Genomic DNA, 24,294 nt, shown 5'->3' on the forward strand with positions numbered 1-24,294 from the left:
GAAAGCTCTCGACTGTTTGCACGCAACACCGGGGATTACCGCCACAGGGCTGCACGACAGGGGTTTTATGTCTAGAAGATCCGTTTTGCTCATGCGCCGTGCGCTGGGCATCGCCATGGTGGCCGCCACCGCGGGCAGTGGTGTGTTCGCCACCGCCGAACCCGCGGCCGAGGGCACCAAGCCGATCTATTCCTTCGCGGGTGCCATCAAGGAGACCGTCTTCGTCGAGTCGCCGTTGGACAGCGACGGCGACGGTCGCAAGGACCGGATCGCCACCGCGATCACGCGCCCGAAGGAGAGCGACGGCGCGCTGAAGGTGCCCGCGATCATGCACGCGAGCCCGTACTTCGGCGGGCTGCTGGACCCGCCGCTGTACCCACCGCCACCGACCGGCGATACCAGGACGGGCCTGTCCGCTCGCCAGCGTGCCGGCGTCGACGCCCGCGCGCCTCAGGACACGCTGGTGTTCGGTTATGACAATTTCTTCGTTCCTCGCGGCTACGCCTTCGTCACCGTCGACATGGGCGGCACCCGCAACTCCGAGGGTTGTCCGGACACCGGCGGCAAGTCCGACGTGCAGTCCGTGAAATCCGTGGTGGACTGGCTGAACGGCCGCGCGCAGGCCTTCACCGCCGACGGCAAACCCGTCGCCGCGACCTGGTCGACCGGCAACACGGGCATGATCGGTGTGTCCTATGACGGCACGCTGCCCAACGCGGTCGCCGCGACCGGCGTGCCCGGGCTGAAGACCATCGTGCCCATTGGCGCGATCAGCAGCTGGTACGACCACTACCGCTACGGCGGCAGCATCATCTCGACCGGCATGTTCTTCGACGATGCCGACTGGCTGGCGCGCGCCGTGATGACCCGCAAGAACGCGGAGGTCTGCGCAAAGCAGATCGAACGGCTGGTCAACGGGCAGCAGCGGGACACCGGCGACTACAACAGGTTCTGGGACAGTCGCAACTACCGCAACGACGCCAGCAAGGTACGGGCCAGCGTCTTCATGGTGCACGGTCTCAACGACTGGAACGTCAAGGCCACCCAGTACTCGCAATGGTGGGACGCACTCGGCCGCTACGGTGTGCAGCGCAAATTGTGGCTGCACCAGGCGGGCCACGTGAACCCGACCGCCGCTCGCAACGAGCAGTGGGTCAAGGCCCTGCATCGCTGGTTCGACCAGGAGCTGCTGGGCATCGACACCGGGATCAAGCGTGAGCCCGTCGTCGACGTCGAGCAGGCACCGGGCGTGTGGAAGACCTACCGGGCATGGCCGGACCCGGCCGCCCGGCAGGTGCGGCTGAACCTCGGCCCCGGAACCCTGCAGCAGAAGCCGACCGCAGGCACGGCGAGTTTCGCCGACGACCCGCTGCTGTCCGACGCCGACCTCGCGGGCAACGAGACCGAGGCGAAGAAGGGCAGGCTGGCGTTCCTGTCGTCGAAGTTGACCTCCGAGGCGCGCCTTTCCGGTATACCGCGGATCTCTTTGCGCGGCAAGGCCAACAAGACCGATACGAACCTCGCGGTGCTGCTGGTCGACTACGGCACCGATACCCGGATCGACTACAGCGAGGGCGAGGGGGTCAAGATCAAGGAGCCGCGGGAGATGGTGTGCCCGGACAAGGGCATCACACCGGAGAAGCCCGGTTGTTTTCCGCGTCGTGAGTACCGGATGGCGGAGAAGCCGTATGAGATCGTGGCCCGCGGCTGGCTCGATGCCAGGCACCGGTACACCTTGTGGCACGGCTTCGACCTGCAGCCCGGTCAGAACTACGAGTTCGCCTTCAACCTCACCGCCGACGACTACGTGTTCAAGCCGGGTCACCGCATCGGCCTGATCGTGGCGGGTAGCGAGAAGGAGCAGGTCAACTGGGATGCGACCCGGGCGACCGTCGAGCTCGACCTGTCCCGCAGCAGCATCCAACTGCCCATCGTGGGCGGCCGACTGCCGTTCTGATCCGAACGAATGGATGCGGGCCTCGGCTTGCCGCCGGGGCCTGCGTCTTTCTCACTGATTCGCCCATTTTTGTCGGAGGTCCCTGGCATGCTTCGGCCCGGTCGGAGTAGTCGAGACACGAGGGGACTCCGAAATGTACGAACTGGTCGAGCCCGTGCAGGACGAGCGCACCGCCCTGCTGGCCTATCTGGAAGTCCAGCGTCGCGCACTGCGCTCGTCGCTGAGCGGGCTGACCGAGGAGCAGGCCCGCAGCACACCGTCGGCGAGCGAGTACTCCCTGCTCAGCCTTCTCTGGCATGTGAACAAGGTGGAGCTGGGGTGGCTGCTCGTCGGCCTCCTGGGCGAGTCGCACCCGCACCTGGAGCCGGGTTCGCCCGAAGAGCCGGACCCCAGCGAGACGGTGGAGTCGCTGCTGGCGGAGTACAGCGCGACCGCCAAGCAGACCGAGGAGATCATCAGCGGCGTCGCGGACCTTGGTCAACTGCTCAAGCACGAGTTCGCGTCGAAGTGGTCGGTCCGCTGGCTGCTGCTTCACCTGATCGAGGAAACCGCACGGCATGCGGGTCACGCGGACATCATCCGCGAGGCGATCGATGGTAAGAAGGCTGCCGATCTGACGTGAGCGCGGCTTTGCGCTCGTAGACAGGGGGATTCATCAATGCAGGCGATGCTGGTGCGTGCGCGTTCGCTGCTGGTGACGGCGACCGTGGTGTTGGTGTTCGGTTCCGCTGCCGCGGTCGCCGCGCAGCCGGAAGGGTCCGAGGCACAGCAGAATTCGGTATCGGCGGCGTCGCCGGGTCAGCTGTACCACCGCACCGAGCTCTACTTCGGACGGTCCAAGCCCGGCGGTGGCGAGGTCTCCGAAGAGGAGTTCAACCTCTTCATCGACAAGTCGGTATCCGCGCGCTTCCCGGACGGCTTCACCCAACTGGTCGGCAAGGGCCAGTGGCGCAACCAGGACGGTTCCATCAGCAGGGAGACCTCCCACGTGGTGATCCTGCTGTACCCCCCCGCCGACCGGCAGGAGGCCACGCGGGAGATCGAGGAAATCCGCACCGATTACAAGCACCTGTTCCAGCAGGAAGCGGTACTGCGAGCCGACAGCTTGGAGAAGGTGTCGTTCTGACGCTGCCGATGTAGCGAAAACCCTCGGGGACAACGCGGTCCCGTGGGTCCGTCGGGGATGTACGGAATGCCGGGTGGATCGTGGACCCGGCTCGCCGTGACGACCGGCGCGATTGTCCGCCCTGTGGTCATGTAAGACTTCCGCGGTCACACGCAGAGCCACGTGGCGCACAGTGCGAGACCCCGCGAACGCATTTCCCTTGTGGCACGCTGAAATCCGAACGCCCGGCTCCAATCTCGCGGTCGGGCGCACGACGAGTGGGCTGCCCATCGTGTGACCGCTTGAACAACAGCAGAGTCGATGCGCTGAGCCGATGTCGTTGTCACGGAACGACATCGGCGTTCATCCGAAAGAGTAAGAGCGCGTTGATCGGAATTGTGGTTTAGTCGAATTGACGGGCGAAGCGGACCCGGTCCTCGCCGGGGCCGTCCCAGTCCGGCGAGTACGGCAGGCCGAGGACCTCCGTGGTGGCCGGTCCGGGCATCGCTTCGAAGCCGTTCGCGTGGTGGAAACGCTGTGAGCGCTCGTTGATCGGCGAAGTCACCGCGGTGATCCTCGAGCAGCCATGCTCACGCGCAAGTCGGCAGAATCGTTCGTAGAGAGTCGACGCGAGTCCGGAGCGCCGCTGGTCGGGCGCAACGGCAACAAAGTGGATGTGCGCCTCCCCCGCCACCGAGGGGGAAATGATGCCGACGAGGAAGCCGACGATGTTGCCGTCCCGCTCGGCGGCAAAGCTCGTGTGCTGGAAGTGCCGGAAGAACAGACGCTGCAGCAGTTGAGCCACCGGTCGCCCCCACCAGGAATCGACCTGGCCGATGATCTCGGGATAGTCCTCTTGACGCAGCCCGCGGATAACGATCGAGTCCAGCATCCCCGTTTTGTCAGAGCCCGCACGGGACTCACCTCCGGTGGAAGCCGGGATCGAGGTGGCGCCTGCACGCAGAGTCGACGTGTCGTCGCTGGTCATCGCCTTGATCTCGTCATCGGAGCGTGGGTCACCGGGTGCAGTCATCAAGAAGATTGGAGGAGAGCGCAAAACATCGCATCCGTGCCGTGACGGTGCGGCCACAACTGAACATGAGGGCCATCGCCAAGGTCCGGCACATCGGGGAAGTACTCGCGCGCATCGAGCACGGTGGCCTTGGTCTTGCGGGCGACCTCGTTCACCACGCCGATGGTCTCGGTGAGGTGCGGTGAGCAGACCACATAGCCCACCACACCACCCGGGCGGACCAGGGCCAACGCCGAGGTGAGCAGTTCCCGCTGCAACCGGGCGAGGTCGGCCACATCCGAAGGTTGGCGGCGCCACCGGGCCTCCGGCCTACGGCGCAGGGCACCCAGCCCCGTGCACGGGGCATCGACCAGCACCCGGTCGTAGGTGCCCGCGGGCAGACCAGGGTCTCGGCCATCGGCGACGTGCACGTTGACCGGGAGATCAGCGGTGACTTTGGCGATGAGGTCGGCTCGGTGCGGAGCCTGTTCGACGGCGTCCAGTTCGCCGCCGTTCAATCCGACCAGCGCACCGAGCAGACCCGCTTTGCCACCGGGACCCGCGCACAGGTCGAGCCATCGCTGGTCGGTGCCGTCCAGTCCAACCCTGGTCAGCGCCAACGCAACCAGTTGGCTGCCCTCGTCCTGCACCACCGCAAGCCCCTCACGGAGCGCATCGAGATCGCCGGGATCGCCGGCACCGGCATCGAGATGCACTCCGTACGGGGAGTAGGGAGCCTCCTCGCCCCCGGTCATCGCGGCCAGTTCCTCCGCGGTGACCAGCCCGGGGCGGGCGGCCAAGTGCACGGCGGGGCGAGCATCGTCGGCGGCGAGGGCGGCGGCCAGTTCGTCGCCTGAGTCACCCAGCGCCGCGGCGAAGGCGTTGGCGATCCAGCGCGGGTGGGCGTGCCGGAGGGCGAGGTTGGCGATCGGGTCGGTGTCGGCGTCCGGGGCCAACTGCTCGACCCAGGCGGCCTCGTCCTGCTCGGCGATGCGTCGCAACACGGCATTGACGAAGCCCGCCGCATACGAAGCGAACCGCAAGCGCACCAGGTCAACGGTCGCCGACACCGCGGCGTGCACCGGGATGCGGGTACGCAGCAGTTGGTAGGCGCCCAGCCGCAGCGCATCCAGAAGTTCGGGGTCGATGGCCTCCAGGCTCCGGTCGCTGCACGCCGCGATCACCTCGTCGAGCAGCCCCGCCGCTCGGCTGGTGCCGTAGGTGAGCTCGGTGGCCAAAGCGGCATCACGGCCGGTGACGCCGCGGTCTCGCAGCAGGCCGGGCAGCACCAGGTTGGCGTAGGCATCGCGCTCGCGCACGGCAGCGAGGGTGTCCAGCGCTGCCATCCTGGCTTCGTCGGTCACCGGTGGACGGCGGGGGCCGTCGCGCCTTGGCGCGGGGCGGGCCCGGCCACGGTCGCGGGCGGGGCGGCGATTACCGCGGAAATCGCCGCTCACGTCCTGGCCACCAAACCGGGATTGGGATATGGACCGGCGCTCATGACAACGACTCTCCCGCCTCGATGCGGGCACCGCGAGCCCAGTCCACCGCGTTCATCCGCTTCTTGCCCTGCGCCTGCACCTTGCCGAGTTGCACCGGGTCGGTGCCGGTGCCGACCAGCACCCGCTTGCGTTCCACGACCACCTCACCGGGCTTGAGGGCGTCGGTGACGACAGGCAGCACCGGACCGAGCTTGAGCCGCTCGCCGCGGAACTCCGCCCAGGCGCCGGGTTCCGGCGTGGTCGCCCGCACCAGGCGGTCCACCACGTCGGCGGAGGCGCCGAAGTCGATGTGGGCGTCGTTGACCTCGATCTTCGGCGCGTAGGTCGTACTGTCCTCGGGCTGAAGCCTGGCCTCCAGCAGCCCGTCCTCGATACCGTCCATTGTAGATAGAAGAAGGGAGGCGCCGGATTCGGCGAGGCGGTCCAGCAGTCCACCCGCGGTGTCTCGGCGGCCGACGGCTTCGGTGACAACGCCGTAGACCGGGCCCGCGTCCAGTTCTTTGACGATTCGGAAGGTAGTGGCTCCGGTGATGTCGTCTCCCGCGCGCACCGCGGCCTGCACCGGCGCGGCGCCGCGCCAAGAGGGCAACACCGAGAAGTGCAGGTTAACCCAGCCGTGCCGAGGGATGTCGAGTGCCTTCTGCGGCAGCAGTGCTCCGTAGGCGACCACGGGGCAGCAGTCCGGCTCGATCTCCCGCAGCCGGGCCAGGAATTCGGGGTCGGAGGCCTTGGGCGGGGTCAGCACCTCGATGCCGTGTTCGTCGGCCAGCGCGCCGACCGGTGAGCGGACCAGTTTGCGTCCCCGGCCCGCCGGGGCGTCGGGGCGGGTCACGATGGCGACGACCTCGTGTCGGGGGGATTCGATCAGCAGCCGCAGCGAAGGGAGTGCGACCTCGGGCGTGCCTGCGAAGACGAGCTTCATTTGCGTCAGCCGCGCTTACCGAATAGGGCGTGCGGGCTTTCCTTGATCATCGGTGGGGCGCCCGCGGCGAACCAGTCCGCCTCGCGGATGGCCTTCATGGCGGCCTTGCGCGTTTCGGAATCGAGGCGGTCGACGAACAGCACACCGTCAAGGTGGTCGGTCTCATGCTGGATGCAGCGGGCCAGCAGTTCACTGCCCTCGATGGTGACCGGCTCGCCGTGCATGTTCCAGGCGTGCGCGACGACGTGCAGGTGCCGGGTGCAGTTCCAGGACATGCCGGGGATGGAGAGACAACCCTCGGGGCCGTCCTGGAGGTCCTCGCCGACGACCTCGAAGCTGGGGTTGATCACGTGGCCTGCGAATCCGTCGCAGTGATAGGTGAAGGCACGCAAGCCGACGCCGATCTGCGGTGCGGCAAGGCCCGCTCCACCCTGGGACTCCATGGTGTCCCAGAGGTCTTTGACCAGAACCCGGAGTTCCTTGTCGAAATCGACCACCTCGGTGGCCCTGGTGCGCAGCACCGGGTCACCGAAGAGCCGAATCGGCTGGACGGTCACGGGTCTCCCCTCGACGCCAAATATGTGAGGTGCCGAGTGTAGTGGGGTGGTGGGTGGATCCGAATCGCGCTCCGCATCCGGGGCCCGGCCTGGAATGGGTCGAGCACGCTTGCCACCAGCGATTCCGCGCGATGGTTGTCGGATATCGCCGGATGCCGGTCCCCCCGGATCCGGATCCACATTTGCCTGGCGTCAGGCGGATGGGTCAGTGCTTGCTGTGTTCCGAGCCGATGATGAAGACGCTTACCAGCGCGACCGCAAAGTGACCCGTGAATCGCGCGGCCTTCCTCAACCGCTCCGCGACACCCCCGTGTCGCCTGCTGACCGGCTTCCCGGTCCCAGGTCCGGCGTTGAGCCGGACAGTCGTTGCGTTCATGTTTCGCCCCCTCTGGCGCTTACCTGTCAACAGTGACGTATTCCCAGGTCAACGCACATCGGCCGGAAGCGGGATTGCATAAGCGCGCAAGTCACTCCCAGGTATGACTCCGACCCTGAAACGCCCCTGATACCCCCACGTGAGTGACAAAACCCGAAAGTGGCGCGCATCTGGCGAAACCCGTCAGGCCGAACTGTGAACGCAGCTTGTCGCAGGTTCGGACCGCGCCTTGATACGCGACAGTCAGCAGAGCGTGGCCACCTGTCGCACAGCCTGTAATGGCCTGCGACTTCAGAAGCCGCGACAGCCCAAGGTCATCGACAGAGCCACAAGGTGTCCCTGGCAATTCACTGCCCGAGGCCTTGCTCGCCAGGCCTCAAGAAAACCGAGCGGCACGGATCCGGTGCGCTCCGAGGTGCACGAACAACGCCGACGGCGAAGCGAGAATCCAGCCGAGAAATGCGCACCTGCCAGAGTCGACTGGAACGGTGCGGAGCGCCATGCCGGTACGAGCGGGAGGGGTGCGCCTCACAGCAGGTCGAGAGGGTCCAAGCGGACGCGTACCAGGTTGGGCTCCTTACGGGCGCTGCGTACCGCTTGGGCTTGGGCGAGCGCGGCCGACAGGTATCGGCCGTCCGTGCGCGGCACCCTGATCAGCAGGCGTTCGCGTTCCTCGTCGGCCGAGCCTGGGCCGGGCAGCGGCACCGGCCCCAGCACCTCGGCACGGTCGGGTAGCCGAAGCTCGTCCAGGAAGGCGGCGACCGCCTCCGGGGAGCCGTCCACGGTGCCGATCCGCACCGCGGGGGGGAAGCCGAGTTCGGTCCTGGCGGCCAGTTCCGCCGCGGCGTGCCAGCCCGGGTCCCACCGCACCAGCGCTTGCACCGGCGCCAGCCCGGACTCGGCGACGACCACGACCCGGCCGCCGTCGGCGGCGGGGCGCACCATGGCGGCGGCGGAAAGCCAGCGGCGCAGCGTCTCCTCCGCGGCACGCAGATCCTGGCGGGAGAGCAGCGCCCAACCGTCCAGCAACAGGGCGGCGCCATAGCCGGACTCCGCGACAGGCTCGGCGCCGACGGTGGAGACCACCAGCGCGGGTTTGGCGGGCACCGCGTCCAGTACCTCGGCTCCACCGCTGGTACGGACTGGCACGCCGGGAAAGGCACGGCCCAGTTCCTCCGCGGTACGGCCCGCCCCCACCACCACCGCCCGCAACCTGCGCGAACCGCAGTTGGGGCAGACGAAAGCCGCCTCGCTGGCGCCGCACCAGCGGCAAGCCGCGGGCTTGGGCACCCCGGCGGAGCCGCCGTCGGGCAGCGCCAGTGGGCCCGCGCAGCGTCGACAGCGGGCAGGCGCACGGCAGCCGCCGCAGGCCAGCGCCGGTACGTACCCCCGGCGCGGCACCTGGACCAGCACCGGAGCGCCCGCGCCCAGCGCAGCGCGGGCCGCCTCGAACGCGACCGACGGCAATCGAGCGGCGTGAGCCGCCGGATCACGCGCAAGCTGCGACTCGTGTTCGCCGATGGATGTCACGCGGGGGGCCAGCGCACGCAGTCGATCCCGAGTGCTGGCGATTTCGTGGGCCCAGCCGGTGTCGATCAGCAACTGTGCCTCGGCGGTGCGGGCGAAGCCCGCCACCACGAACGCGGCGCCGCTCGCGTGGGCTCGCATCATCAGCACATCACGGGTGTGCGGGTATGGCGCACGCTGTTCGGCGTGAATGTCGTCGCCGTCGTCCCAGACGACCAGCACACCGGGGTCGCGCACTGGCGCGAACGCGGCGGCCCTGGTGCCGACCACGATCCGCACCGCGCCGCGGCGCACCGACAGCCAGCGGCGGTACCGCTCGGCGGGGCCGAGGTCGGCGGCCAGCGCCACCACCGCCTCTCCGCCCGCCAACTCGGTGCAGGCCGCCGCCACTCTGCTGACATCGCGGTGATCGGGCAGCACCAGGACCGCTCCCCTGCCCGCCGCGGCGGCGGTGGCCGCGATCTCGGCGAGCCGTTGCGGCCAGTCCTCGCCGGGCGCGGCCTGCCAGACCGCGTGTGCCGGTTTGCCGTCGTACAGGGCGTCCAAGAACGAGTTGCCGCGCGGGTACTCGCCCCAGGCGGCACCTTCCGGTCGGGTGGGCGCTGGGGCGGGTTCGGCGGGCGGTTCCTTCTCGACGCGGGCGTGGCGCGGCGGAATCGCCAAGCGCAGCACGTCGATCAGACCGCCCGCGTACCGGTCCGCGACGGCACGGCAGAGTGCGGCGATTTCCGGGGTGAGCACCGGCTCCGGCGAGGTGACGCGGTCCAACCAGGACAGCTTGCCCTTGTGGTCGGATTCGGCGACACGCTCCAGCAGGTAGCCGTCCACGAGCTGACCCGCGAAGCGCACCCGTACCCGGCAGCCGGGCACGGCATCGACGTCGAACTGCCACGGAATGAGGTAATCGAAGGGCCGGTCCAGGTGCGGCAGCGGGACGTCCACGCAGATGCGGCCGACCGGCAGTGCCTCGGCGGGCTGCCACTCCCCCCGCCTGCTGCCCGTCCGCTTCGCACCCGCCGCCATAGCTCGCTGGTCTACCAGAGTGTTCGGCCGCCCCGTCAGCGACGTGCCGGAAGTCGGGGCGTGGTCATTCCCATTCCCAGCCAATACCCAGTACGCCAGGGCCGATGTCGCCCGCGCAGACGTGCACCGACCGACCCCAGCTCAGCGTCAACTCGCCGTCGGAGCGCAGTTGGCCGTCGGGCGAGTCCTGCGACATCCGGAAGCAGCGCACCGGCAGGGCGTCCTCGTGGAAGCGGATGCTGAGCACATATCTCTCGGCGCGGTAGCGGAAGGCGTGCCGGTACTCGTAGACCTCGGGGCTGGTGCCGATGAGGAACTCGTACTCGAACAGGTGCGTTTCGCCGGTGCGCATGCCGCGGTCGAACAGCAACTCCGAGGCGATCACCGGGGCGCTGGCGTGTCTGCGGACCCGGCCGAGTCTACAGTTCTCGATCGCCCGGACGGAAAGCTCGGCGGGATCGGTGCCCGGTTCCGCCGAGTAGACGGCGAGATGGCGGCTGGCGTTGTCGTCGACGGCCCTGGCGATCATGCGGGAGCGCACGCTGCCGATCGTGCGGTCCGCCCGCAGGGTCACGGCGGTCTCCTGCCAGAACATGCGCAGCTTCTCGTCCTCGAGGCCGAAGACCTCGGTGGCCGCCTCGGCCAGTTCGCGGGCGGGTTCGATCATGCCTTCGTAGCCGAGGTGCTGTTGCCGAGTGGCCCACCGGCCACGGGGTTTGGGCGGGCCGAGCAGCACCTGCAGCGAGTACCGCGGCAGGCCGAGGATGCTTTCGATGGCTTGCACGGCCCGCAGCGAGTCGGCCCGTTCCGGCCTGCTGCGGCCCTGCTGCCAATAGCTGAGGCTGGCGGGACTGACGCGGATTCCGCGCTTCGCGAGCCGGTCACAGAGGCGGTCGAGGGTCAGGCCGCTGTCCTCGATAGCGGCCCGGAGGGCCTCGTGGAACGGGCCGGTCCGCAGCAACGTCTCAGTATCCGAACGCTCCGGGCCCGTCTTCAGTCTCTTACCAGCCATCTCTGACGAAACACAGTTTCGGCGGCACGCTCTTCCCTACTCCCAGCTCAACCCCGCTACGCCGTTAAGAGTCATGGCGACCCTATTCAAAGATACGCACGTTTACCAGGTCAAACATTGACGGGATCGCCGCTCGAGGCATCACTTGGCTCAGCGGACAGGCAAGCACTGGGCGGAATGGTCTTCTCCCTGTTGATCTATTCAGCCCAATCGGTGCCTGCACGTCCGTCCCTGCCCATCTCGCGCTTTTCTTCAAGGAGAAGCAGATGCGTGTTTCACAATCGGCGCGCCGCGCCTTGGTGCTCGGCGCGGCATTGCTCGCGGGCATCGGCATGTTTCTGGTGCCCAACGCGGGCGCGGACGCCCCCGCCGAAGACCTGTCCACCGTCGTCCGAGACCAGATGATCTCCACCCGCGGCGAGGTCGCCAAGCAGCGGTACCAGGTCGACCACCTAACCGCGCCGCTGGTCGAGGAGTCGAAGTCCCAGCCCGGCTGGTCGTTCGGCGCCGCAACCATCCCGATGCCGGGTTTCGGGCACGCCGTGCCCGAGTCCAACCTCTTCATCGCCACGCTCGACCGCGGCAACTGGCGGGTCGAGCTCGAGGGAACCGCCGGGTTCATCGAGTTGATCAAGAAAGCCCCCGAGGGCGTGGTCAGCGCGGATGAGAAGCAGCTCTTCGAGCGCAACTTCGCCGCGCGGCAGGCGGGCCCGGCGGCGGAGAACACCGGCCTGGCGCTGCCCTGGGCCAGCGGGACCAGCTGGAAGATGACCGGCGGTCCGCACGGCTACGGCGGCAAGGAGAAGCCGTTCAGCTCGCTGGACTTCTGGGCCAACAACGGCGATGTGCTGTCGGCGGGCCCCGGCAAGGTCTACCTGAGTTGCATCAAGAACGGCAGCGCGATCGTCAAGGTCGTGCACGACAACGGCTGGACCACCAGCTACTACCACATGGACAACCTCACCAAGTTGGCCAACGGCTCCACCGTGAGAACCGGCACCTATCTCGGTGAGGTCGGCGTTGGGCTGCCCTGTGGCGGCAACACCTCCGGCGACCACGTCCACTTCTCGCTGCTGAAGGGCAACAGCTACGTCTCCGTCCACAATCAGACCATCGGCGGCTGGACCTTCTACGAGGGCAGCGCCGCCTACCAGGGTTACGCGCAGCGCGGCAGCACCCGGGTCAACGTGGGCGGCTGGATCGGCAACTGACCGCGTCTGAGCTCCATCGTGCGGGTGGCCGTGCTCGAGTGATCACGGCCACCCGTCACAGGTAGGCGTTTTCCTTGCTCTCTCGTCTGTTGAGGAAAACAGTTTTGCCTGGCACATAACCGCCCAGCCCCAGGTGGGTGCCGTCGTGGCATCAACAGTTTTTCAGGCCGGGTTCACAGATAACGTCCTTGCACCAGGCATTCGTTGACTGCGTCTCGCGGCGAGTATTTCTTTGCGGTCACGGAACTACGCGATCCGGCCCAACCCCTGCACTCTGCTCGGCCGGTATCGCCATCCGTTCCGTGTCCCTGCCCCTGCGACGCTTTTCCCGGGGAGAAGCAGATGCATCTGACGAAACTGAGGCGAGCCTGCACACTCGCCGTCGGGCTGCTGGCCGGCGCGGGAATGCTTGTCGTTCCCAACGCCGTCGGCGCTCCATCCGAAGGCACCGATCTGGCCACCACGGTGGCGGGCACCATGATTGCCCAGCGCGGCGCAACCGCCCGCAACGAGTACGGCGTGAACACGCTGTCCCAGCCGATCGTCGAGCCGACCAGATCCGAGTCCGGCTGGGCGTTCGGCAGCACCACCATCCCCCTGCCGGTGGTGCAGCACGCAACGCCGGAGTCGGCACTGTTCATCGCTCGCCGCGAGGACGGCGTCTGGCGGGTCGAACTCGACGGAACCGCCGGTTTCGTCGAGCTGGCCAAGCAGGCACCGGTGGTCAGCGCCGAGGAGAGGCAACTCTTCGAGCGGAACTACCAGGCGTCCAAGTCCGCCCAGGTCCAAGCCGACACCGGGCTTGGTCTGCCGTGGCCGAAGAACGTGGCCTGGTGGATGGGCGGCGGCCCGCACGGCAACAGCGGTCAGAGCCGCCCGTTCAGCTCGATCGACTTCAACGGCGGCGACGGCCGGGTGCTGGCCGCCGGGCCGGGCAAGGTCTACAAGAGCTGCATTCGCGGGCGCAGCGCATTGGTGAAGGTGGTGCACGAGAACGGTTACTCCACCACCTACTACCACATGTACGACCTGACCAACCTCGCCGACGGCAGCACCGTGCAGACCGGCACCTACCTCGGCCACATCGGCAACGAACTGCCCTGTGGCGGCTCCAGTTCCGGTGCGCACGTGCACTTCTCGCTGCTGCGCGGGAACACCCACATCAGCGTCAACAACATGAAGATCGGCGGCTGGACCTTCTTCGAGGGCAGCAGCGCCTACGGCGGCTACGCCGAGCGCAACGGCGTCCGCGTCTCGCGCGGCGGCAAGGTCACCAACTACGGCGGCACCGGCGGCACACCGTCGCTGCCCACCGGCACCGTCAACGGCGGTGACAACACGACGGTCAACCTCCGCTCCGGCCCCGGCCTGTCCTACGACTCGGTCGGGACCGTCGCCAACGGCGCGGTCGTGAACATCGCCTGCCACACCCGCGGCGAGTCCGTGGACGGCGTGTGGGGCAAGACCGACATCTGGAACAAGCTGGATTCAGGCAAGTGGATCAGTGACGGCTTCCTGGACACCGGCTCCAACGAACCGGTCGCCGCGGCCTGCTGAGACAAACCCGTGAGCGGCAATCGACCTCCCAGCGTCGGTTGCCGCTCACGGGTTCTCCCACCAAAGCGGGCCAGTCCGGCACTGACACCGCGATCACCACTTCGGTCTGCGTGGCCTCTGTGGTCATGCCATCAGGGGTACTTCGAAACGGTGGTAAGCGCATCCTCGGATGTGATCCCGCGCGGTTCTGCTCGACTCTGTTGTGGAGGGCCAGCGGAAGGAGGCGCCGTGATCGTCCGCACCGTGCAGGAGGTCGAGGGCACCAGCAGCGAGGTACGCACGCCGAATTGGCGGAGCCGCAGGCTGGTGCTGGCCAGGGAAGGCGTCGGCTTCTCACTGCACGACACGGTGGCCTATGCCGGAACCGTGAACGACTGGTGGTACGCCAACCACATCGAGGCGGTGTATTGCGTCGAGGGCCATGGCGAGTTGGTGAACCGAGAGACCGACGAGGCCCACCGGGTGGGGCCTGGCACGCTGTACCTTCTCGACGGCAACGAGCGTCATCGGCTGCCACACCGACGTCCGCATGGTCTGTGTGTTCAACCCGCCTGTCGTCGGCCCTGAGGTGCACGACGAGAACGTGTCTATCCGCTGCTCGCGTGGAGCAGGCCATGACCGCCCTGCGCTCCGCCACGGACGCCAGGGCGCTGGATGGCTGTCCGACCAGGGTCGCGACCCCGCTGAAACCCATTCCCCGGCAAGAGCCCACCGTATGGCCGGGCAAGACCGGGCCGATGGGCTCGGACGTCCTGGCCGGTTACGAGGAGAACGGCTTCACGATCATCGAGGGTCTGATCAGCTCTGAGGAGGTGCAGGCCTTTCGAAGCGAAGTGCGACGACTGGCGGCGGACGAGGCATTGGCGAGCGACAAGCGGGTCATCGTGGAGAAGTCGAGCCACACGGTGAAGTCGATCTTCGATGTGCACCGGATCAGCCCGGTCATCGCCGGACTCGTTCGGGATCCGCGGTTGCTGGACCGAGCGCGGCAGGTTCTGGGTTCGGAGGTCTACATCCACCAGAGCCGGGTCAACTTCATGCCCGGATTCGACGGCAAGGGCTTCTACTGGCACTCGGACTTCGAGACCTGGCACGCCGAGGACGGCATGCCCGCGATGCGGGCGGTCAGCATGTCGATCGCGCTGACCGACAACCACCCGTACAACGGCGGGCTGATGGTGGTGCCTGGTTCGCACCGCACGTTCATTCCCTGGGTCGGGGCCACCCCGGAGGACAACTACCAGTCCTCGTTGCAGGAACAACAGATCGGCACACCGGACCGCGAGAGCCTCACCCAACTCGTCGCACGACATGGCATCGCCCAGTTCACCGGACCGGCGGGCAACGCCCTGCTGTTCGACTGCAACACGATGCACGGCTCGGGGAGCAACATCACGCCGTTGCCTCGGTCGAACATCTTCCTGGTGTTCAACAGCGTGGAAAACGCCCTCGTCGAACCGTTCGCCGCGGCCAAGCGCAGGCCCGCATTCGCCGCAGGCCGGGACTTTCGAGCGATCAGCTGATCAGCGGGTAGCGGGTGTAGAAGGCCGTGACGATGGACTCGGCGAACGCAACGATCCGCTCCGGGGGGTAGTTCTCCGGGTCGGTGAGCAGCAGTCGACCCGCCTGCTCCATGAGCATCAGGGAGCTGCGGGCCATCAGCTCGACATCGACCTCCTCGGCGTTGCGCCTGCCGCGCAGGAACCAGCGCAGGACCTCCTCGAAGCGGCGCAGCACGATCAGCTCACTGCGCTGCTTCTGCCTGCACACCGCCTCCGGGACGCTGTCGACGGGCAGCAGGATCGCCCGCCAGGTCGCGGGCCGCTCGCGTACGGCCGCCACGAAACCCCTGGCCGCGGAGACGAACGTGTCGACCGGACCGGCGCCCTCCAGGTCGGTGGGGACCAGGTTCGCGATTTGCGCCAAGGCCCGCTGCTCCTCGCGCTGGAGCAGCGCTTTCAGCAGATCACCCGCGTCCGTGAACTGGCCGTACACCACGGGCCGGGTGACCCCCGCGGCCTTGGCGACGGCATCGATGGTGACCGCGCCAACGCCCGCGTTGTTGATGATCTCCAGGGCGGCGTCCAGCAGCTTTTCCCTACGCTGCTCGGCGGGCATCCGAGGGGCGTAGGGGCGTTTGGGAGTGGCCGCCGAGGTCATGTCCGGATCCTAACCTTGTGAAGCTACAGGCGTGTAGCTACAGTCGTGTAGCAATTGGAGGAGGTGGGCGACATGCTGTGCAACGGAGTACGGATCTACGCCCATTCAGCACGGGAGTTCATATGAGCCTTCCAGCGCCAACACCCCACAACCGGGCTTTGATCACCGGTGCCTCCTCGGGCATCGGTGAGGCCATCGCCGAGGAGCTCGCCCGTCGAGGGCATTCGCTGATCGTGGTCGCCCGCCGCGAGGACCGGCTGCGCGCACTGGCCGACCGGCTGGCCGCCGCGCACGGCGTCACCGTCGAGGTGCTGGCCTGTGATCTCGAGGACCGCGAAGCCCGCGCCCGTCTGGCCAAGGACCTCGCCGATCGCGAGATCTCGGTGTTCTGCAACAACGCCGGTTTCGCCAGCTACGGGTCGCTGTCCCGGCTGAACCTGGACCGCGAGCGGCTGCAGGTGGAGTTGAACGTGGTCGCGGTGCATGAGTTGACGCTGGCGGTGCTGCCGGGCATGCTCGCCCGCCGATCCGGCGCGATCCTGATCACCGGGTCGATCGCGGGCAACCAACCCGGCCCCAACAACGCCACCTACGCGGCGACCAAGGCCTTCGACAACGTCTTCGCCGAATCGCTGCATGCCGAGCTGAAGGGCACCGGCGTGAGCTGCACGCTGCTGGCACCGGGCCCGGTGCGCACCGAGTTCGCCGCCTCGGCCAATGCCTCCGCCGCCGACCGGCTGGTGCCGGACTTCATCTGGAGTTCCGCCCGCGGCGTCGCCCGGCAGGCGGTGGCGGGCCTGGCCGCGGGCAAGCGGCGGGTCGCCCCCGGGCTGCCCGCGAAGATTTCCACCGCGACCGCGCCGTTCCTGCCCAAGGCTCTGGTCGGGCCGGTGCTGCGCTGGGCGTACGGGAAGGTCTCATGAGCGCAGGGACCACGGCGCTGGCCGCGCCGCTGCGACTGCCCTGCGGCATCGAGCTGCCCAACCGCCTCGCCAAGGCCAGCATGAGCGAGCAGTTGGCCACCCGCGAGGGACGCCCCACACCCGGCCTGGAGCGCCTGTACTCGACCTGGGCCCGCTCCGGCGCGGGTCTGCTGATCACCGGCAACGTCATGGTCGACCGGCGCAGCGTCGGCGAGCCCCGCAACGTCATCCTGGACGACGACCGGTCGCAGGCCGAGTTGTCCCGCTGGGCCGCCGCGGCCCGTGCAGGCGGTGCCGAGGTGCTGATGCAGATCAACCACCCTGGTCGAGTCGCCACGGTGCCGTTCAACCGCCGCCCGGTGGCGCCGTCGGCCACCCGCGAACGGGTGCCCGGCTTCAACCTCCGCAAGCCACGGCAGTTGTCCCGGCCGGAGATCCAGGACCTGGTGCGCCGCTTCGGCAGGACCGCCGAGTTGGCGGTCGGCGCGGGTTTCAGCGGCGTGCAGATCCACGCCGCCCACGGCTACCTGCTCTCGCAATTCCTGTCCCCGCTGGCCAATACCCGCGACGATGAGTACGGCGGCGACGCCAAGCGCCGCAGGCGGGTCCTGCTCGACATCGTCGCCTCGGTGCGGGCCGCGGTGGGCAGCGGTGTCCCGGTGTCGGTGAAGCTGAACTCCAAGGACTTCCAGTACGGCGGTCTCACCGAGGCGGAGTCGGTGGAGGTCGCCTTGGCGCTGCACGACGCGGGCGTCGATCTGCTGGAGATCTCGGGCGGAAACTACGCCGCACCCGCGATGGAGGGCACCCACCACGCCGGGGCAGGAGAGGCGTACTTCGTCGAGTACGCCAGGAAGGTCCGCGAGCTGGTGCCGCTGCGGCTCATGTTGACCGGTGGCCTGCGCAGCAGGCAGGCGATGGAACAGGCCCTCGACGTGGTCGACGTCATCGGGCTGGCCCGACCGTTCGCGTTCGTGCCGGACTACCCGGCGCGGATACTCGCCGGTGAGCCCGACCTGCGGCTGCCCGCAGGCCCGCCGCGCACGGGCTACCGCCCGGCCAACGGTTACCTGGAGCTGGTCTGGCACAACCACCAGATGCATCGCATCGCGGGCGGACGCTCACCGCAGACCGATCCCAACCTGGGCACGGTCCTCCGCGCGGTGGGTCGAACCGCGAAGTCCGCTCTTTCCCAGATCGTCATCCCCAGCTGACATGGGTGACCTCGGCAACGGCGGGAACGACCGGGGCCGCGCGAGGTGCTCGGTGGCGCCGAGGGACAGCGCGGACCGGATGGCCCGGTCGGTGCCGAGGAACTCCAACTCGTCACGGCTGGAACGCAGAGGCCGGAGCCGCCGACCAGTACCAGACGCATAAAAGGGGGCGTCGCCTGCGCAGGCGACGCCCCCTTTTATGCGTTGGCTAGCTGAGGCCTGCGGCCGACTTGAGCGCGTCGGCGCGGTTGGTGCTCTCCCAGGGCAGCTCGATGTCGGACCGGCCGAAGTGGCCGTAGGCCGCGGTCTGGGCGTAGATGGGGCGCAGCAACTCGAGGTCGCGGATGATCGCCGCGGGCCGCAGGTCGAAGACCTCGGTGATGGCCTGCTGGATCTTGGCGGGGTCCACAGTCTCGGTGCCGAAGGTCTCTACGAACAAGCCGACCGGCGCGGCCTTGCCGATGGCGTAGGCCACCTGCACCTCGAGCCGGGTCGCCAGGCCTGCGGCGACGGCGTTCTTGGCCACCCACCGCATCGCGTAGGCCGCCGAGCGGTCCACCTTGGAGGGGTCCTTGCCCGAGAACGCGCCACCACCGTGGCGGGCCATGCCGCCGTAGGTGTCCACGATGATCTTCCGGCCGGTCAGACCGGCGTCGCCCATCGGGCCGCCGATGACGAAACGGCCGGTGGGGTTGACCAGCAGGCGAACCGCCTCGGTGTCCAGCGACAGGGCCTCCAACTCGGGGCGCATGACGTGCTCGCGGATGTCCACCGCGAGCATGCGCTCCAGGTCGATGTCGGCGGCGTGCTGGGAGGAGATCACGACCGTGTCCAGGCGGACCGGCTGGTCGCCCGCGTATTCGATGGTGACCTGGGTCTTGCCGTCGGGGCGCAGGTAGGGCAGCACGCCGTCCTTGCGGACCTTCGTCAGCCGCCACGCGAGGCGGTGAGCCAGCGCGATCGGCAGCGGCATGAGCTCGGCCGTGTCGGTGCAGGCGTAGCCGAACATCAAGCCCTGGTCGCCCGCGCCCTGGCGGTCGATCTCGTCGTCGGCACCCTCGACGCGCGACTCGTGCGCCTCGTTGACGCCCTGGGCGATGTCGACCGACTGGGAGCCGATCGCCACGTTCACGCCGCAGGAGTTGCCGTCGAAGCCCTTGGCCGAGGAGTCGTAGCCGATCTCCAGGATCCGCTCGCGAACGATCGTGGGGATGTCTGCGTAGGCGTCGGTGGTGACCTCACCGGCCACGTGCACCTGGCCGGTGGTGATCAACGTTTCCACCGCCACCCGCGAACGCGGGTCCTTGGCCAGCAGCGCATCCAGGATTGAGTCGCTGATCGCGTCGCAGATCTTGTCGGGATGACCCTCGGTCACCGACTCTGATGTAAACAAACGACGGGTCAAGCTCCGCCCCTTCCTAGAAACCGGCCGCGCACCCAAACAGGCTACCGGGATACCGTCACATTTCCATTGAGTCCGCAAGACTGCTGCAACAGCGGCATGACTGCGTCCAGCATTGCGCTTGCCAGCAGTGTCTTGGGCCCATGTGGGACGTGCGTCTCATTGCCTGCGGTGTCCAACAGCCAGCCGGCGTTGTCCGGCTGCTCGAACGCGTGCCCGCCGCCCACCAGGTTGACCACCAGCAGATCGCAGCCCTTGCGGGCCAGCTTGGCTCGGCCGTGGGCCAGCACATCGCCCTGTTCATCGCCGGTCTCGGCGGCGAAGCCCACGATGACCTTGGTGTCCAACTCGCCCGCGGACCGGCGCCGCACCAACTCGGCCAGCACATCGGGGTTGCGCACCAGCCGCACCGGGTCCGGCTCCGTGTCACCCTTTTTGATCTTGTACGTGGCGGTGTCCGCCGGGCGGAAATCCGCCACCGCGGCAGCCATCACGACCAGGTCGGCGTCCAGCGCGGCCTTGTGCACGGCGTCGCGAAGCTCGACGGCGGTCTCCACCCGCACCACCTCGACGCCCGCCGGGTCGGCGAGGCCGGTGGTGTTGGCGCCGACCAGCACAACCTGGGCACCGCGCTGCGCGGCGACCCGCGCGACGGCATAGCCCTGGAGGCCGGAGGAACGGTTACCGAGGAAGCGCACCGGGTCCAGCGGTTCCCGCGTACCACCGGCGGAGACCACGACACGGACACCCTCGAGGTCGCGGGGCAGCGCATCGCCGCGGTGCAGCAGCAACCTGGCCAGTTCGGTGATCTCGGCGGGCTCGGGCAACCTGCCCTTGCCGGTGTCAGCACCGGTCAGCCTGCCGCTGGCGGGCTCGGCCACCACCACTCCCCTGCCGCGCAGCAACGCGACATTGGCCTGGGTGGCGGGGTGCTCCCACATCTCGGTGTGCATCGCGGGCACCATCAGCACCGGACACCGCGCGGTCAGCAGCGTGTTGGTCAGCAGGTCGTCGGCAAGCCCATGCGCGGCCTTGGCCAGCAGGTCCGCGGTGGCGGGGGCGACCAGCACCAGGTCGGCGGTCTGCCCGATCCGCACATGCGGCACCTCGGGAACGTCGGTGAAGACACCGGTGCGCACCGGTTGCCCGGACAGTGCCTCGAAGGTGGCGGCACCGACAAAGCGCAGCGCCGCCTCGGTGGGCACCACCCGAACCGAATGACCGCCCTCGGTCAGCCGCCGCAGCACCTCGCACACCTTGTAGGCGGCGATCCCGCCACCCACTCCGAGCACCACGTTCGGCGCGGTTTTGCTGGTCGTCACTGATCCAGTGTCCCACTCACCCGCGGTACCCACGCTCCGTCTGTCCGGAAAGCCACATCCGGGTCGCCCCCTGACGTGCTTTAGCCACCAGAAAACCCAAATAACGCCGTTATCTTGGTCTTCTGGTGGCTAAAGCTCCGGGCACCGAGCACCGGAGAGGTCTACTGCTCGCCCTCGGTGTGCTCCAGCATCCCCGCGTGGATCTCGCGGAGGGCGATGGAGAGGGGCTTCTCGCGGGCGCCGGGCTCGACGAGGGGGCCGACGTACTCCAGCAGGCCTTCGCCAAGCTGGGCGTAGTAGTCGTTGATCTGACGCGCGCGCTTGGCCGAGTAGATGACCAGCGCGTACTTCGAGCTGACCTTGTTGAGCAGGTCGTCGATGGGCGGGTTGGTGATGCCCTCGGGGCCGGTGGTGGCGGGTTCGCCGAGAGCACCGAGCTCTACGGGAAGGGTCACGCGTGCTCCTGAAAGTAAGATCAAGTCCGTTGACCGGCGCGGGGGCCGGCTATCAAGGCTAGCAAGTCGCGGGAGCATGCCCGCACGTCGGCATTCACAATGCGCGCGTCGAACTCGTCGGCGGCGGCCAATTCGGCCTTCGCGGTGTCCAACCGCGCCTGCACGACGAGCGGGTCCTCGGTGCCGCGCCCGGTGAGCCGGTCGACGAGCACCTCCCACGACGGCGGCATCAGCATCACCAGCTGGGCCTGCGGCATCGCGGCCCGGACCTGGCGGGCACCCTGAAGTTCGATCTCCAATACGGCGGGGCGCCCCGCGGCCAGCATCCGCTCGACGGGTTCCCGCGGGGTGCCGTAACAGTTGCCCGCGTATTCGGCGTGTTCGAGGAGCGCACCCGCTGCCACCAGCTTGTCGAACTCGCCGCGGGAGACGAAGTGGTAGTCCACTCCGTCGACCTCACCGGGCCGCGGAGTCCGGGTGGTGACCGAAACACTGAGAAAGATCTCCGGCGCCGCGGCCAGCACTTCGGCAAGAACGCTCGACTTGCCGACGCCGGACGGGCCGGACACAACCGTGAGCCGGGGTCGGTCCGCTAGGACCTGCCCCGGCTCACATCCGGCTATGTTGCGAGTCACTCGCCGCCGAACTCGGTCAGCAGCGCCTTGCGCTGCCGGTCACCGAGGCCACGCAGTCGGCGGCTGGGAGCGATTTCAAGCCGCTCCATGATCTGTGCCGCGCGCACCTTGCCGACGCCTGGCAGCGCCTCCAGAAGGGCGGAGACCTTCATCTTGCCCAAAACTTCGTCGCTGTCCGCAGCCGCCAGCACCTCCTTGAGGTTGGTACCGCCGCGCTTGAGGCGCTCTTTGAGCTCAGCCCGGGCGCGGCGGGCAGCAGCCGCCTTCTCCAGCGCTGCGGCCCGCTGCTCCTCGGTCAGCTGGGGAAGGGCCACGATTTCCTCCGTGGTGTGGGTTATTAGCTAAATCGGTGCGGCGACCGTACCGACCTCGAGTTACGGGGCACAACACGGGTCCGACATCTGGCAACGGCGGGTTTGGTGACCTGCGCCGCACCACGTCAAGTACCCACCCGGATGGCCGTACGGATTAACCATTATGGCCGTATCCGGGTCGCCATGATCACCGGTATAAGCCCAGGCCAGAACCGCTTTGATCAGTGTTCGCTAAGCGAACAGGAGATCAGATTGCCGGGTCAACCAAGCATTCAGGCGGTGAGCTCATTCGCGGCACGACGTGCCGCTTCGCGCAGCGCGAGCGGGTCCGGACCGTGCCGGAGAACATCGCGGGAGGTGGTGGGCAGCACCGCAGGCAGGGCGAGACCGAAAACCTGTCGCAATTCCGCCATACCTGCACCCTGAGCACCCACTCCGGGCGCCAGGATGGGGCCGTTGAGCGCGGACAGGTCCAGCCCGTGGTCGCCGACCGTTGCCCCGACCACCAACCCGACCGAGCCAAGTGGCTCCGCCCCCGCGTTGCGCTCCCCTGCGGCATCCACAATGGACTGTGCAATAGAGACGGTGCCCACAGTGGCCCGCTGCACGGAGCCACCCTCCGGATTGGACGTCCGCGCCAGCACGAACACTCCCCGGCCCGAGGCTTCCGCCGCCGCCAAGGCAGGCTCCAGCGAACCGAAGCCCAGGAACGGGGACAGCGTGACGGCGTCGGCGGCCAGCGGGGAGCCGTCGGTGAGGTAGGCCTGCGCGTAGGCGGCCATGGTGGAGCCGACGTCGCCGCGCTTGACGTCCAGCAGCACCAACGCGCCCGCCTGCCGGGTCTGGCTGATCACGCGTTCCAGCACCGCGATGCCCGCCGACCCGTATGCCTCGAAAAACGCCGACTGTGGTTTGATCACCGAGACCTCGGTGGCGAGTGCCTCGACCGCGGTCATCGCGAATCGCTCCAGTCCGGCCGAGGTTCGGTCAAGCCCCCAGGAAGCCAGCAGGTTCGGGTGCGGGTCTATGCCAACGCACAGCGGTCCGCGCTGCGCGATGGCCTTGGTCAACCGCTCTCCGAAACCCGTCATGCCCACATGCCCCTGTCCGCCGTCGGTGTCGCGTCGGCCCAGTCTAAAAGCCAGCCCACCTCGACAGCGGTGACACACATCGCCATCACCCCGGTGGCAGCCCCGATGGCGGCGAGCAGGCCGAGGCAGACCACACCACCGGCCACCCAGCGGGCGAGCCGGTCTCGAACCGAGGGACCACTCGCGAGGAGCCTGCGGAGCACCAACTCGCGGAGCAGGTCGGGCGGGGTGTCCGTGGGTCGGCAGGCGGCGAGACCGGGCAGCATGGCCAACACCCGGCGCCGCCAACGCCTGCAGACCAGGCAGTCGGCGATGTGCGCGGCCACCGCGGCACGGCGGTCGGATCCGGGCGGGTGGCCGGTGAGCACTGCGGCCAGCACCTGGCAGCGCGGCTCCCGGGCCGTCTCGGTGTACGCGGCGAGCAGCGCGTTGGCGAACCGCACGTTGAGCGTGCGCAGGAAGTCGCCCTGTTTGTCGGAACCGACGCCTGCCGCCGAGGCGAATGCCTCCAGGTCGCGGACGCCCGCCACGACCTCCAGGAAGAACGGCGCCATTGCCCGGTCGCGTCGCGACAACCGGGCCAGCACCCTGGCCAGCAGCTTCGGGTAGAAGTCCGCCGGGCTCGGCTCGAGTGGCGGGGGGATGTCGGGCAGGTGCTCGCCCAGCACGATCGCGGTGCGGCGGTCGAACCACTCCGCGAGCCGGTCGAGGTCGTCGTCCACGGCGGAGGGCAGGTAGGCCAGCCCCGCGAACACGTCCACGGTCAGCGCGACCGCCACCTGCGGCCCCGCCACCAGAGCGCACCGGTTGTAGATATCCCTGGCGAAACGCCGGTAGATCGCTTCGATCGAGGCCCGGTCTCCCATCCGAGCCAATGAGATGAGCTGCCCCTGCATGATCGGCTCCTTCCACGTCGGCTGTTTCCAGCCTGTCCGTGGATTTCGCTCCGAACATCACTGAATTCCGGTATTTGCGAGCGCTCTACCTCAGTACCGGAAACCGAGCGCGGTCTCCCTC

General features: G+C 68.2%; 22 protein-coding genes and 1 pseudogene. 9 read left to right on the forward strand and 14 right to left on the reverse strand.

The window, feature by feature from the left end; genetic code table 11:
* Nucleotides 1-91 precede the first annotated feature (91 nt).
* From ACU6XJ_RS28140 to ACU6XJ_RS28150, 3 genes are all read left to right on the forward strand, one after another.
* Nucleotides 92-1,957, forward strand: a complete 1,866-nt coding sequence (locus ACU6XJ_RS28140; RefSeq protein ID WP_476318193.1) for a Xaa-Pro dipeptidyl-peptidase — start codon at nucleotides 92-94, stop codon at nucleotides 1,955-1,957.
* 133 nt (nucleotides 1,958-2,090) lie between these two features.
* On the forward strand, nucleotides 2,091-2,579 hold the full coding sequence (locus ACU6XJ_RS28145) for a DinB family protein (RefSeq protein WP_476318194.1): 489 nt from the start codon (nucleotides 2,091-2,093) through the stop codon (nucleotides 2,577-2,579).
* A gap of 36 nt (nucleotides 2,580-2,615) precedes the next feature.
* Nucleotides 2,616-3,083, forward strand: coding sequence for a DUF3574 domain-containing protein (locus ACU6XJ_RS28150; RefSeq protein WP_476318196.1), 468 nt, complete (start codon nucleotides 2,616-2,618; stop codon nucleotides 3,081-3,083).
* A gap of 382 nt (nucleotides 3,084-3,465) precedes the next feature.
* Here the strand turns inward: ACU6XJ_RS28150 and ACU6XJ_RS28155 are convergent, their stop codons facing one another.
* The 6 genes from ACU6XJ_RS28155 to ACU6XJ_RS28180 all read right to left on the reverse strand — a co-directional run bounded on the left by ACU6XJ_RS28155 (nucleotide 3,466) and on the right by ACU6XJ_RS28180 (nucleotide 10,942).
* On the reverse strand, nucleotides 3,466-4,095 hold the full coding sequence (locus ACU6XJ_RS28155; protein WP_476318198.1) for a GNAT family N-acetyltransferase: 630 nt from the start codon (nucleotides 4,093-4,095) through the stop codon (nucleotides 3,466-3,468).
* On the reverse strand, nucleotides 4,095-5,438 hold the full coding sequence (locus ACU6XJ_RS28160; protein WP_476318679.1) for an RsmB/NOP family class I SAM-dependent RNA methyltransferase: 1,344 nt from the start codon (nucleotides 5,436-5,438) through the stop codon (nucleotides 4,095-4,097). Before ACU6XJ_RS28160 ends, ACU6XJ_RS28155 begins: the two co-directional genes overlap by 1 nt.
* 133 nt (nucleotides 5,439-5,571) lie before the next feature.
* Complete coding sequence (gene fmt, locus ACU6XJ_RS28165; protein ID WP_476318200.1) at nucleotides 5,572-6,498, reverse strand: methionyl-tRNA formyltransferase; 927 nt, start codon at nucleotides 6,496-6,498, stop codon at nucleotides 5,572-5,574.
* A gap of 5 nt (nucleotides 6,499-6,503) precedes the next feature.
* A complete protein-coding gene (gene def, locus ACU6XJ_RS28170) occupies nucleotides 6,504-7,055 on the reverse strand; it encodes a peptide deformylase (RefSeq protein WP_476318202.1) in 552 nt (183 codons plus the stop codon).
* A gap of 904 nt (nucleotides 7,056-7,959) precedes the next feature.
* Complete coding sequence (locus tag ACU6XJ_RS28175; RefSeq protein ID WP_476318204.1) at nucleotides 7,960-9,981, reverse strand: primosomal protein N'; 2,022 nt, start codon at nucleotides 9,979-9,981, stop codon at nucleotides 7,960-7,962.
* A gap of 64 nt (nucleotides 9,982-10,045) precedes the next feature.
* Nucleotides 10,046-10,942 carry a helix-turn-helix domain-containing protein gene (locus ACU6XJ_RS28180; RefSeq protein ID WP_476318206.1) on the reverse strand — a complete coding sequence of 299 codons (897 nt, stop codon included), beginning with the start codon at nucleotides 10,940-10,942 and terminating at the stop codon, nucleotides 10,046-10,048.
* A 317-nt stretch (nucleotides 10,943-11,259) separates the two neighbouring features.
* Between ACU6XJ_RS28180 and ACU6XJ_RS28185 the strand changes: the two genes are divergently transcribed.
* From ACU6XJ_RS28185 to thpD, 4 genes and pseudogenes are all read left to right on the forward strand, one after another.
* Nucleotides 11,260-12,204 carry a M23 family metallopeptidase gene (locus ACU6XJ_RS28185; RefSeq protein ID WP_476318208.1) on the forward strand — a complete coding sequence of 315 codons (945 nt, stop codon included), beginning with the start codon at nucleotides 11,260-11,262 and terminating at the stop codon, nucleotides 12,202-12,204.
* Between the two features lie 342 nt (nucleotides 12,205-12,546).
* On the forward strand, nucleotides 12,547-13,761 hold the full coding sequence (locus tag ACU6XJ_RS28190) for a M23 family metallopeptidase (RefSeq protein WP_476318210.1): 1,215 nt from the start codon (nucleotides 12,547-12,549) through the stop codon (nucleotides 13,759-13,761).
* Nucleotides 13,762-13,989: 228 nt separating this feature from the next.
* Nucleotides 13,990-14,379 (forward strand): annotated as a pseudogene (locus ACU6XJ_RS28195) (ectoine synthase).
* Nucleotides 14,376-15,284, forward strand: a complete 909-nt coding sequence (gene thpD, locus ACU6XJ_RS28200) for an ectoine hydroxylase (protein WP_476318212.1) — start codon at nucleotides 14,376-14,378, stop codon at nucleotides 15,282-15,284. The pseudogene ACU6XJ_RS28195 and the gene thpD overlap by 4 nt, the downstream one beginning before the upstream one ends.
* On the opposite strand, the gene ACU6XJ_RS28205 is transcribed toward thpD, so the two are convergent.
* Nucleotides 15,277-15,921 carry a TetR/AcrR family transcriptional regulator gene (locus ACU6XJ_RS28205; protein ID WP_476318214.1) on the reverse strand — a complete coding sequence of 215 codons (645 nt, stop codon included), beginning with the start codon at nucleotides 15,919-15,921 and terminating at the stop codon, nucleotides 15,277-15,279. The genes thpD and ACU6XJ_RS28205 overlap by 8 nt on opposite strands.
* 122 nt (nucleotides 15,922-16,043) lie before the next feature.
* On the opposite strand from ACU6XJ_RS28205, the gene ACU6XJ_RS28210 reads away from it, so the two are divergent.
* Together ACU6XJ_RS28210 and ACU6XJ_RS28215 are read left to right on the forward strand one after the other, a co-directional pair.
* A complete protein-coding gene (locus ACU6XJ_RS28210) occupies nucleotides 16,044-16,844 on the forward strand; it encodes an SDR family NAD(P)-dependent oxidoreductase (RefSeq protein ID WP_476318216.1) in 801 nt (266 codons plus the stop codon).
* Nucleotides 16,841-18,058, forward strand: coding sequence for an NADH:flavin oxidoreductase/NADH oxidase family protein (locus ACU6XJ_RS28215; RefSeq protein ID WP_476318218.1), 1,218 nt, complete (start codon nucleotides 16,841-16,843; stop codon nucleotides 18,056-18,058). The genes ACU6XJ_RS28210 and ACU6XJ_RS28215 overlap by 4 nt, the downstream gene beginning before the upstream one ends.
* Before the next feature lie 208 nt (nucleotides 18,059-18,266).
* On the opposite strand, the gene metK is transcribed toward ACU6XJ_RS28215, so the two are convergent.
* From metK to ACU6XJ_RS28250, 7 genes are all read right to left on the reverse strand, one after another.
* Nucleotides 18,267-19,451 (reverse strand): methionine adenosyltransferase, encoded by a 1,185-nt coding sequence (gene metK / locus ACU6XJ_RS28220; protein ID WP_476318681.1) that lies wholly within the window; start codon nucleotides 19,449-19,451, stop codon nucleotides 18,267-18,269.
* Nucleotides 19,452-19,504: 53 nt separating this feature from the next.
* Nucleotides 19,505-20,782, reverse strand: coding sequence for a bifunctional phosphopantothenoylcysteine decarboxylase/phosphopantothenate--cysteine ligase CoaBC (gene coaBC, locus ACU6XJ_RS28225; RefSeq protein WP_476318220.1), 1,278 nt, complete (start codon nucleotides 20,780-20,782; stop codon nucleotides 19,505-19,507).
* Nucleotides 20,783-20,943: 161 nt separating this feature from the next.
* Nucleotides 20,944-21,237 carry a DNA-directed RNA polymerase subunit omega gene (rpoZ, locus tag ACU6XJ_RS28230; RefSeq protein ID WP_476318222.1) on the reverse strand — a complete coding sequence of 98 codons (294 nt, stop codon included), beginning with the start codon at nucleotides 21,235-21,237 and terminating at the stop codon, nucleotides 20,944-20,946.
* Nucleotides 21,238-21,257: 20 nt separating this feature from the next.
* Nucleotides 21,258-21,860, reverse strand: coding sequence for a guanylate kinase (gene gmk, locus ACU6XJ_RS28235; RefSeq protein WP_476318683.1), 603 nt, complete (start codon nucleotides 21,858-21,860; stop codon nucleotides 21,258-21,260).
* A gap of 8 nt (nucleotides 21,861-21,868) precedes the next feature.
* Nucleotides 21,869-22,186: an integration host factor, actinobacterial type gene (gene mihF, locus ACU6XJ_RS28240; RefSeq protein WP_476318224.1), complete on the reverse strand. Its 318-nt coding sequence runs from the start codon at nucleotides 22,184-22,186 to the stop codon at nucleotides 21,869-21,871.
* Nucleotides 22,187-22,458: 272 nt separating this feature from the next.
* Nucleotides 22,459-23,277 carry an orotidine-5'-phosphate decarboxylase gene (pyrF, locus tag ACU6XJ_RS28245; protein WP_476318226.1) on the reverse strand — a complete coding sequence of 273 codons (819 nt, stop codon included), beginning with the start codon at nucleotides 23,275-23,277 and terminating at the stop codon, nucleotides 22,459-22,461.
* Nucleotides 23,274-24,173, reverse strand: coding sequence for a hypothetical protein (locus tag ACU6XJ_RS28250; protein ID WP_476318228.1), 900 nt, complete (start codon nucleotides 24,171-24,173; stop codon nucleotides 23,274-23,276). Before ACU6XJ_RS28250 ends, pyrF begins: the two co-directional genes overlap by 4 nt.
* Nucleotides 24,174-24,294: the final 121 nt, after the last annotated feature.

Source organism: Actinorectispora metalli (genome assembly GCF_056323685.1).

Bases quoted from the DNA above. Each gene is read 5' to 3' on its own strand.
- thpD (WP_476318212.1), top strand. From the start codon at position 14,376: ATGACCGCCCTGCGCTCCGCCACGGACGCCAGGGCGCTGGATGGCTGT.
- ACU6XJ_RS28140 (WP_476318193.1), top strand. From the start codon at position 92: ATGCGCCGTGCGCTGGGCATCGCCATGGTGGCCGCCACCGCGGGCAGT.
- ACU6XJ_RS28145 (WP_476318194.1), top strand. From the start codon at position 2,091: ATGTACGAACTGGTCGAGCCCGTGCAGGACGAGCGCACCGCCCTGCTG.
- ACU6XJ_RS28205 (WP_476318214.1), bottom strand. From the start codon at position 15,921: ATGACCTCGGCGGCCACTCCCAAACGCCCCTACGCCCCTCGGATGCCC.
- ACU6XJ_RS28210 (WP_476318216.1), top strand. From the start codon at position 16,044: ATGAGCCTTCCAGCGCCAACACCCCACAACCGGGCTTTGATCACCGGT.
- ACU6XJ_RS28155 (WP_476318198.1), bottom strand. From the start codon at position 4,095: ATGACTGCACCCGGTGACCCACGCTCCGATGACGAGATCAAGGCGATG.
- ACU6XJ_RS28150 (WP_476318196.1), top strand. From the start codon at position 2,616: ATGCAGGCGATGCTGGTGCGTGCGCGTTCGCTGCTGGTGACGGCGACC.
- ACU6XJ_RS28190 (WP_476318210.1), top strand. From the start codon at position 12,547: ATGCATCTGACGAAACTGAGGCGAGCCTGCACACTCGCCGTCGGGCTG.
- fmt (WP_476318200.1), bottom strand. From the start codon at position 6,498: ATGAAGCTCGTCTTCGCAGGCACGCCCGAGGTCGCACTCCCTTCGCTG.
- pyrF (WP_476318226.1), bottom strand. From the start codon at position 23,277: ATGACGGGTTTCGGAGAGCGGTTGACCAAGGCCATCGCGCAGCGCGGA.
- ACU6XJ_RS28185 (WP_476318208.1), top strand. From the start codon at position 11,260: ATGCGTGTTTCACAATCGGCGCGCCGCGCCTTGGTGCTCGGCGCGGCA.
- ACU6XJ_RS28215 (WP_476318218.1), top strand. From the start codon at position 16,841: ATGAGCGCAGGGACCACGGCGCTGGCCGCGCCGCTGCGACTGCCCTGC.
- ACU6XJ_RS28175 (WP_476318204.1), bottom strand. From the start codon at position 9,981: ATGGCGGCGGGTGCGAAGCGGACGGGCAGCAGGCGGGGGGAGTGGCAG.
- ACU6XJ_RS28250 (WP_476318228.1), bottom strand. From the start codon at position 24,173: ATGCAGGGGCAGCTCATCTCATTGGCTCGGATGGGAGACCGGGCCTCG.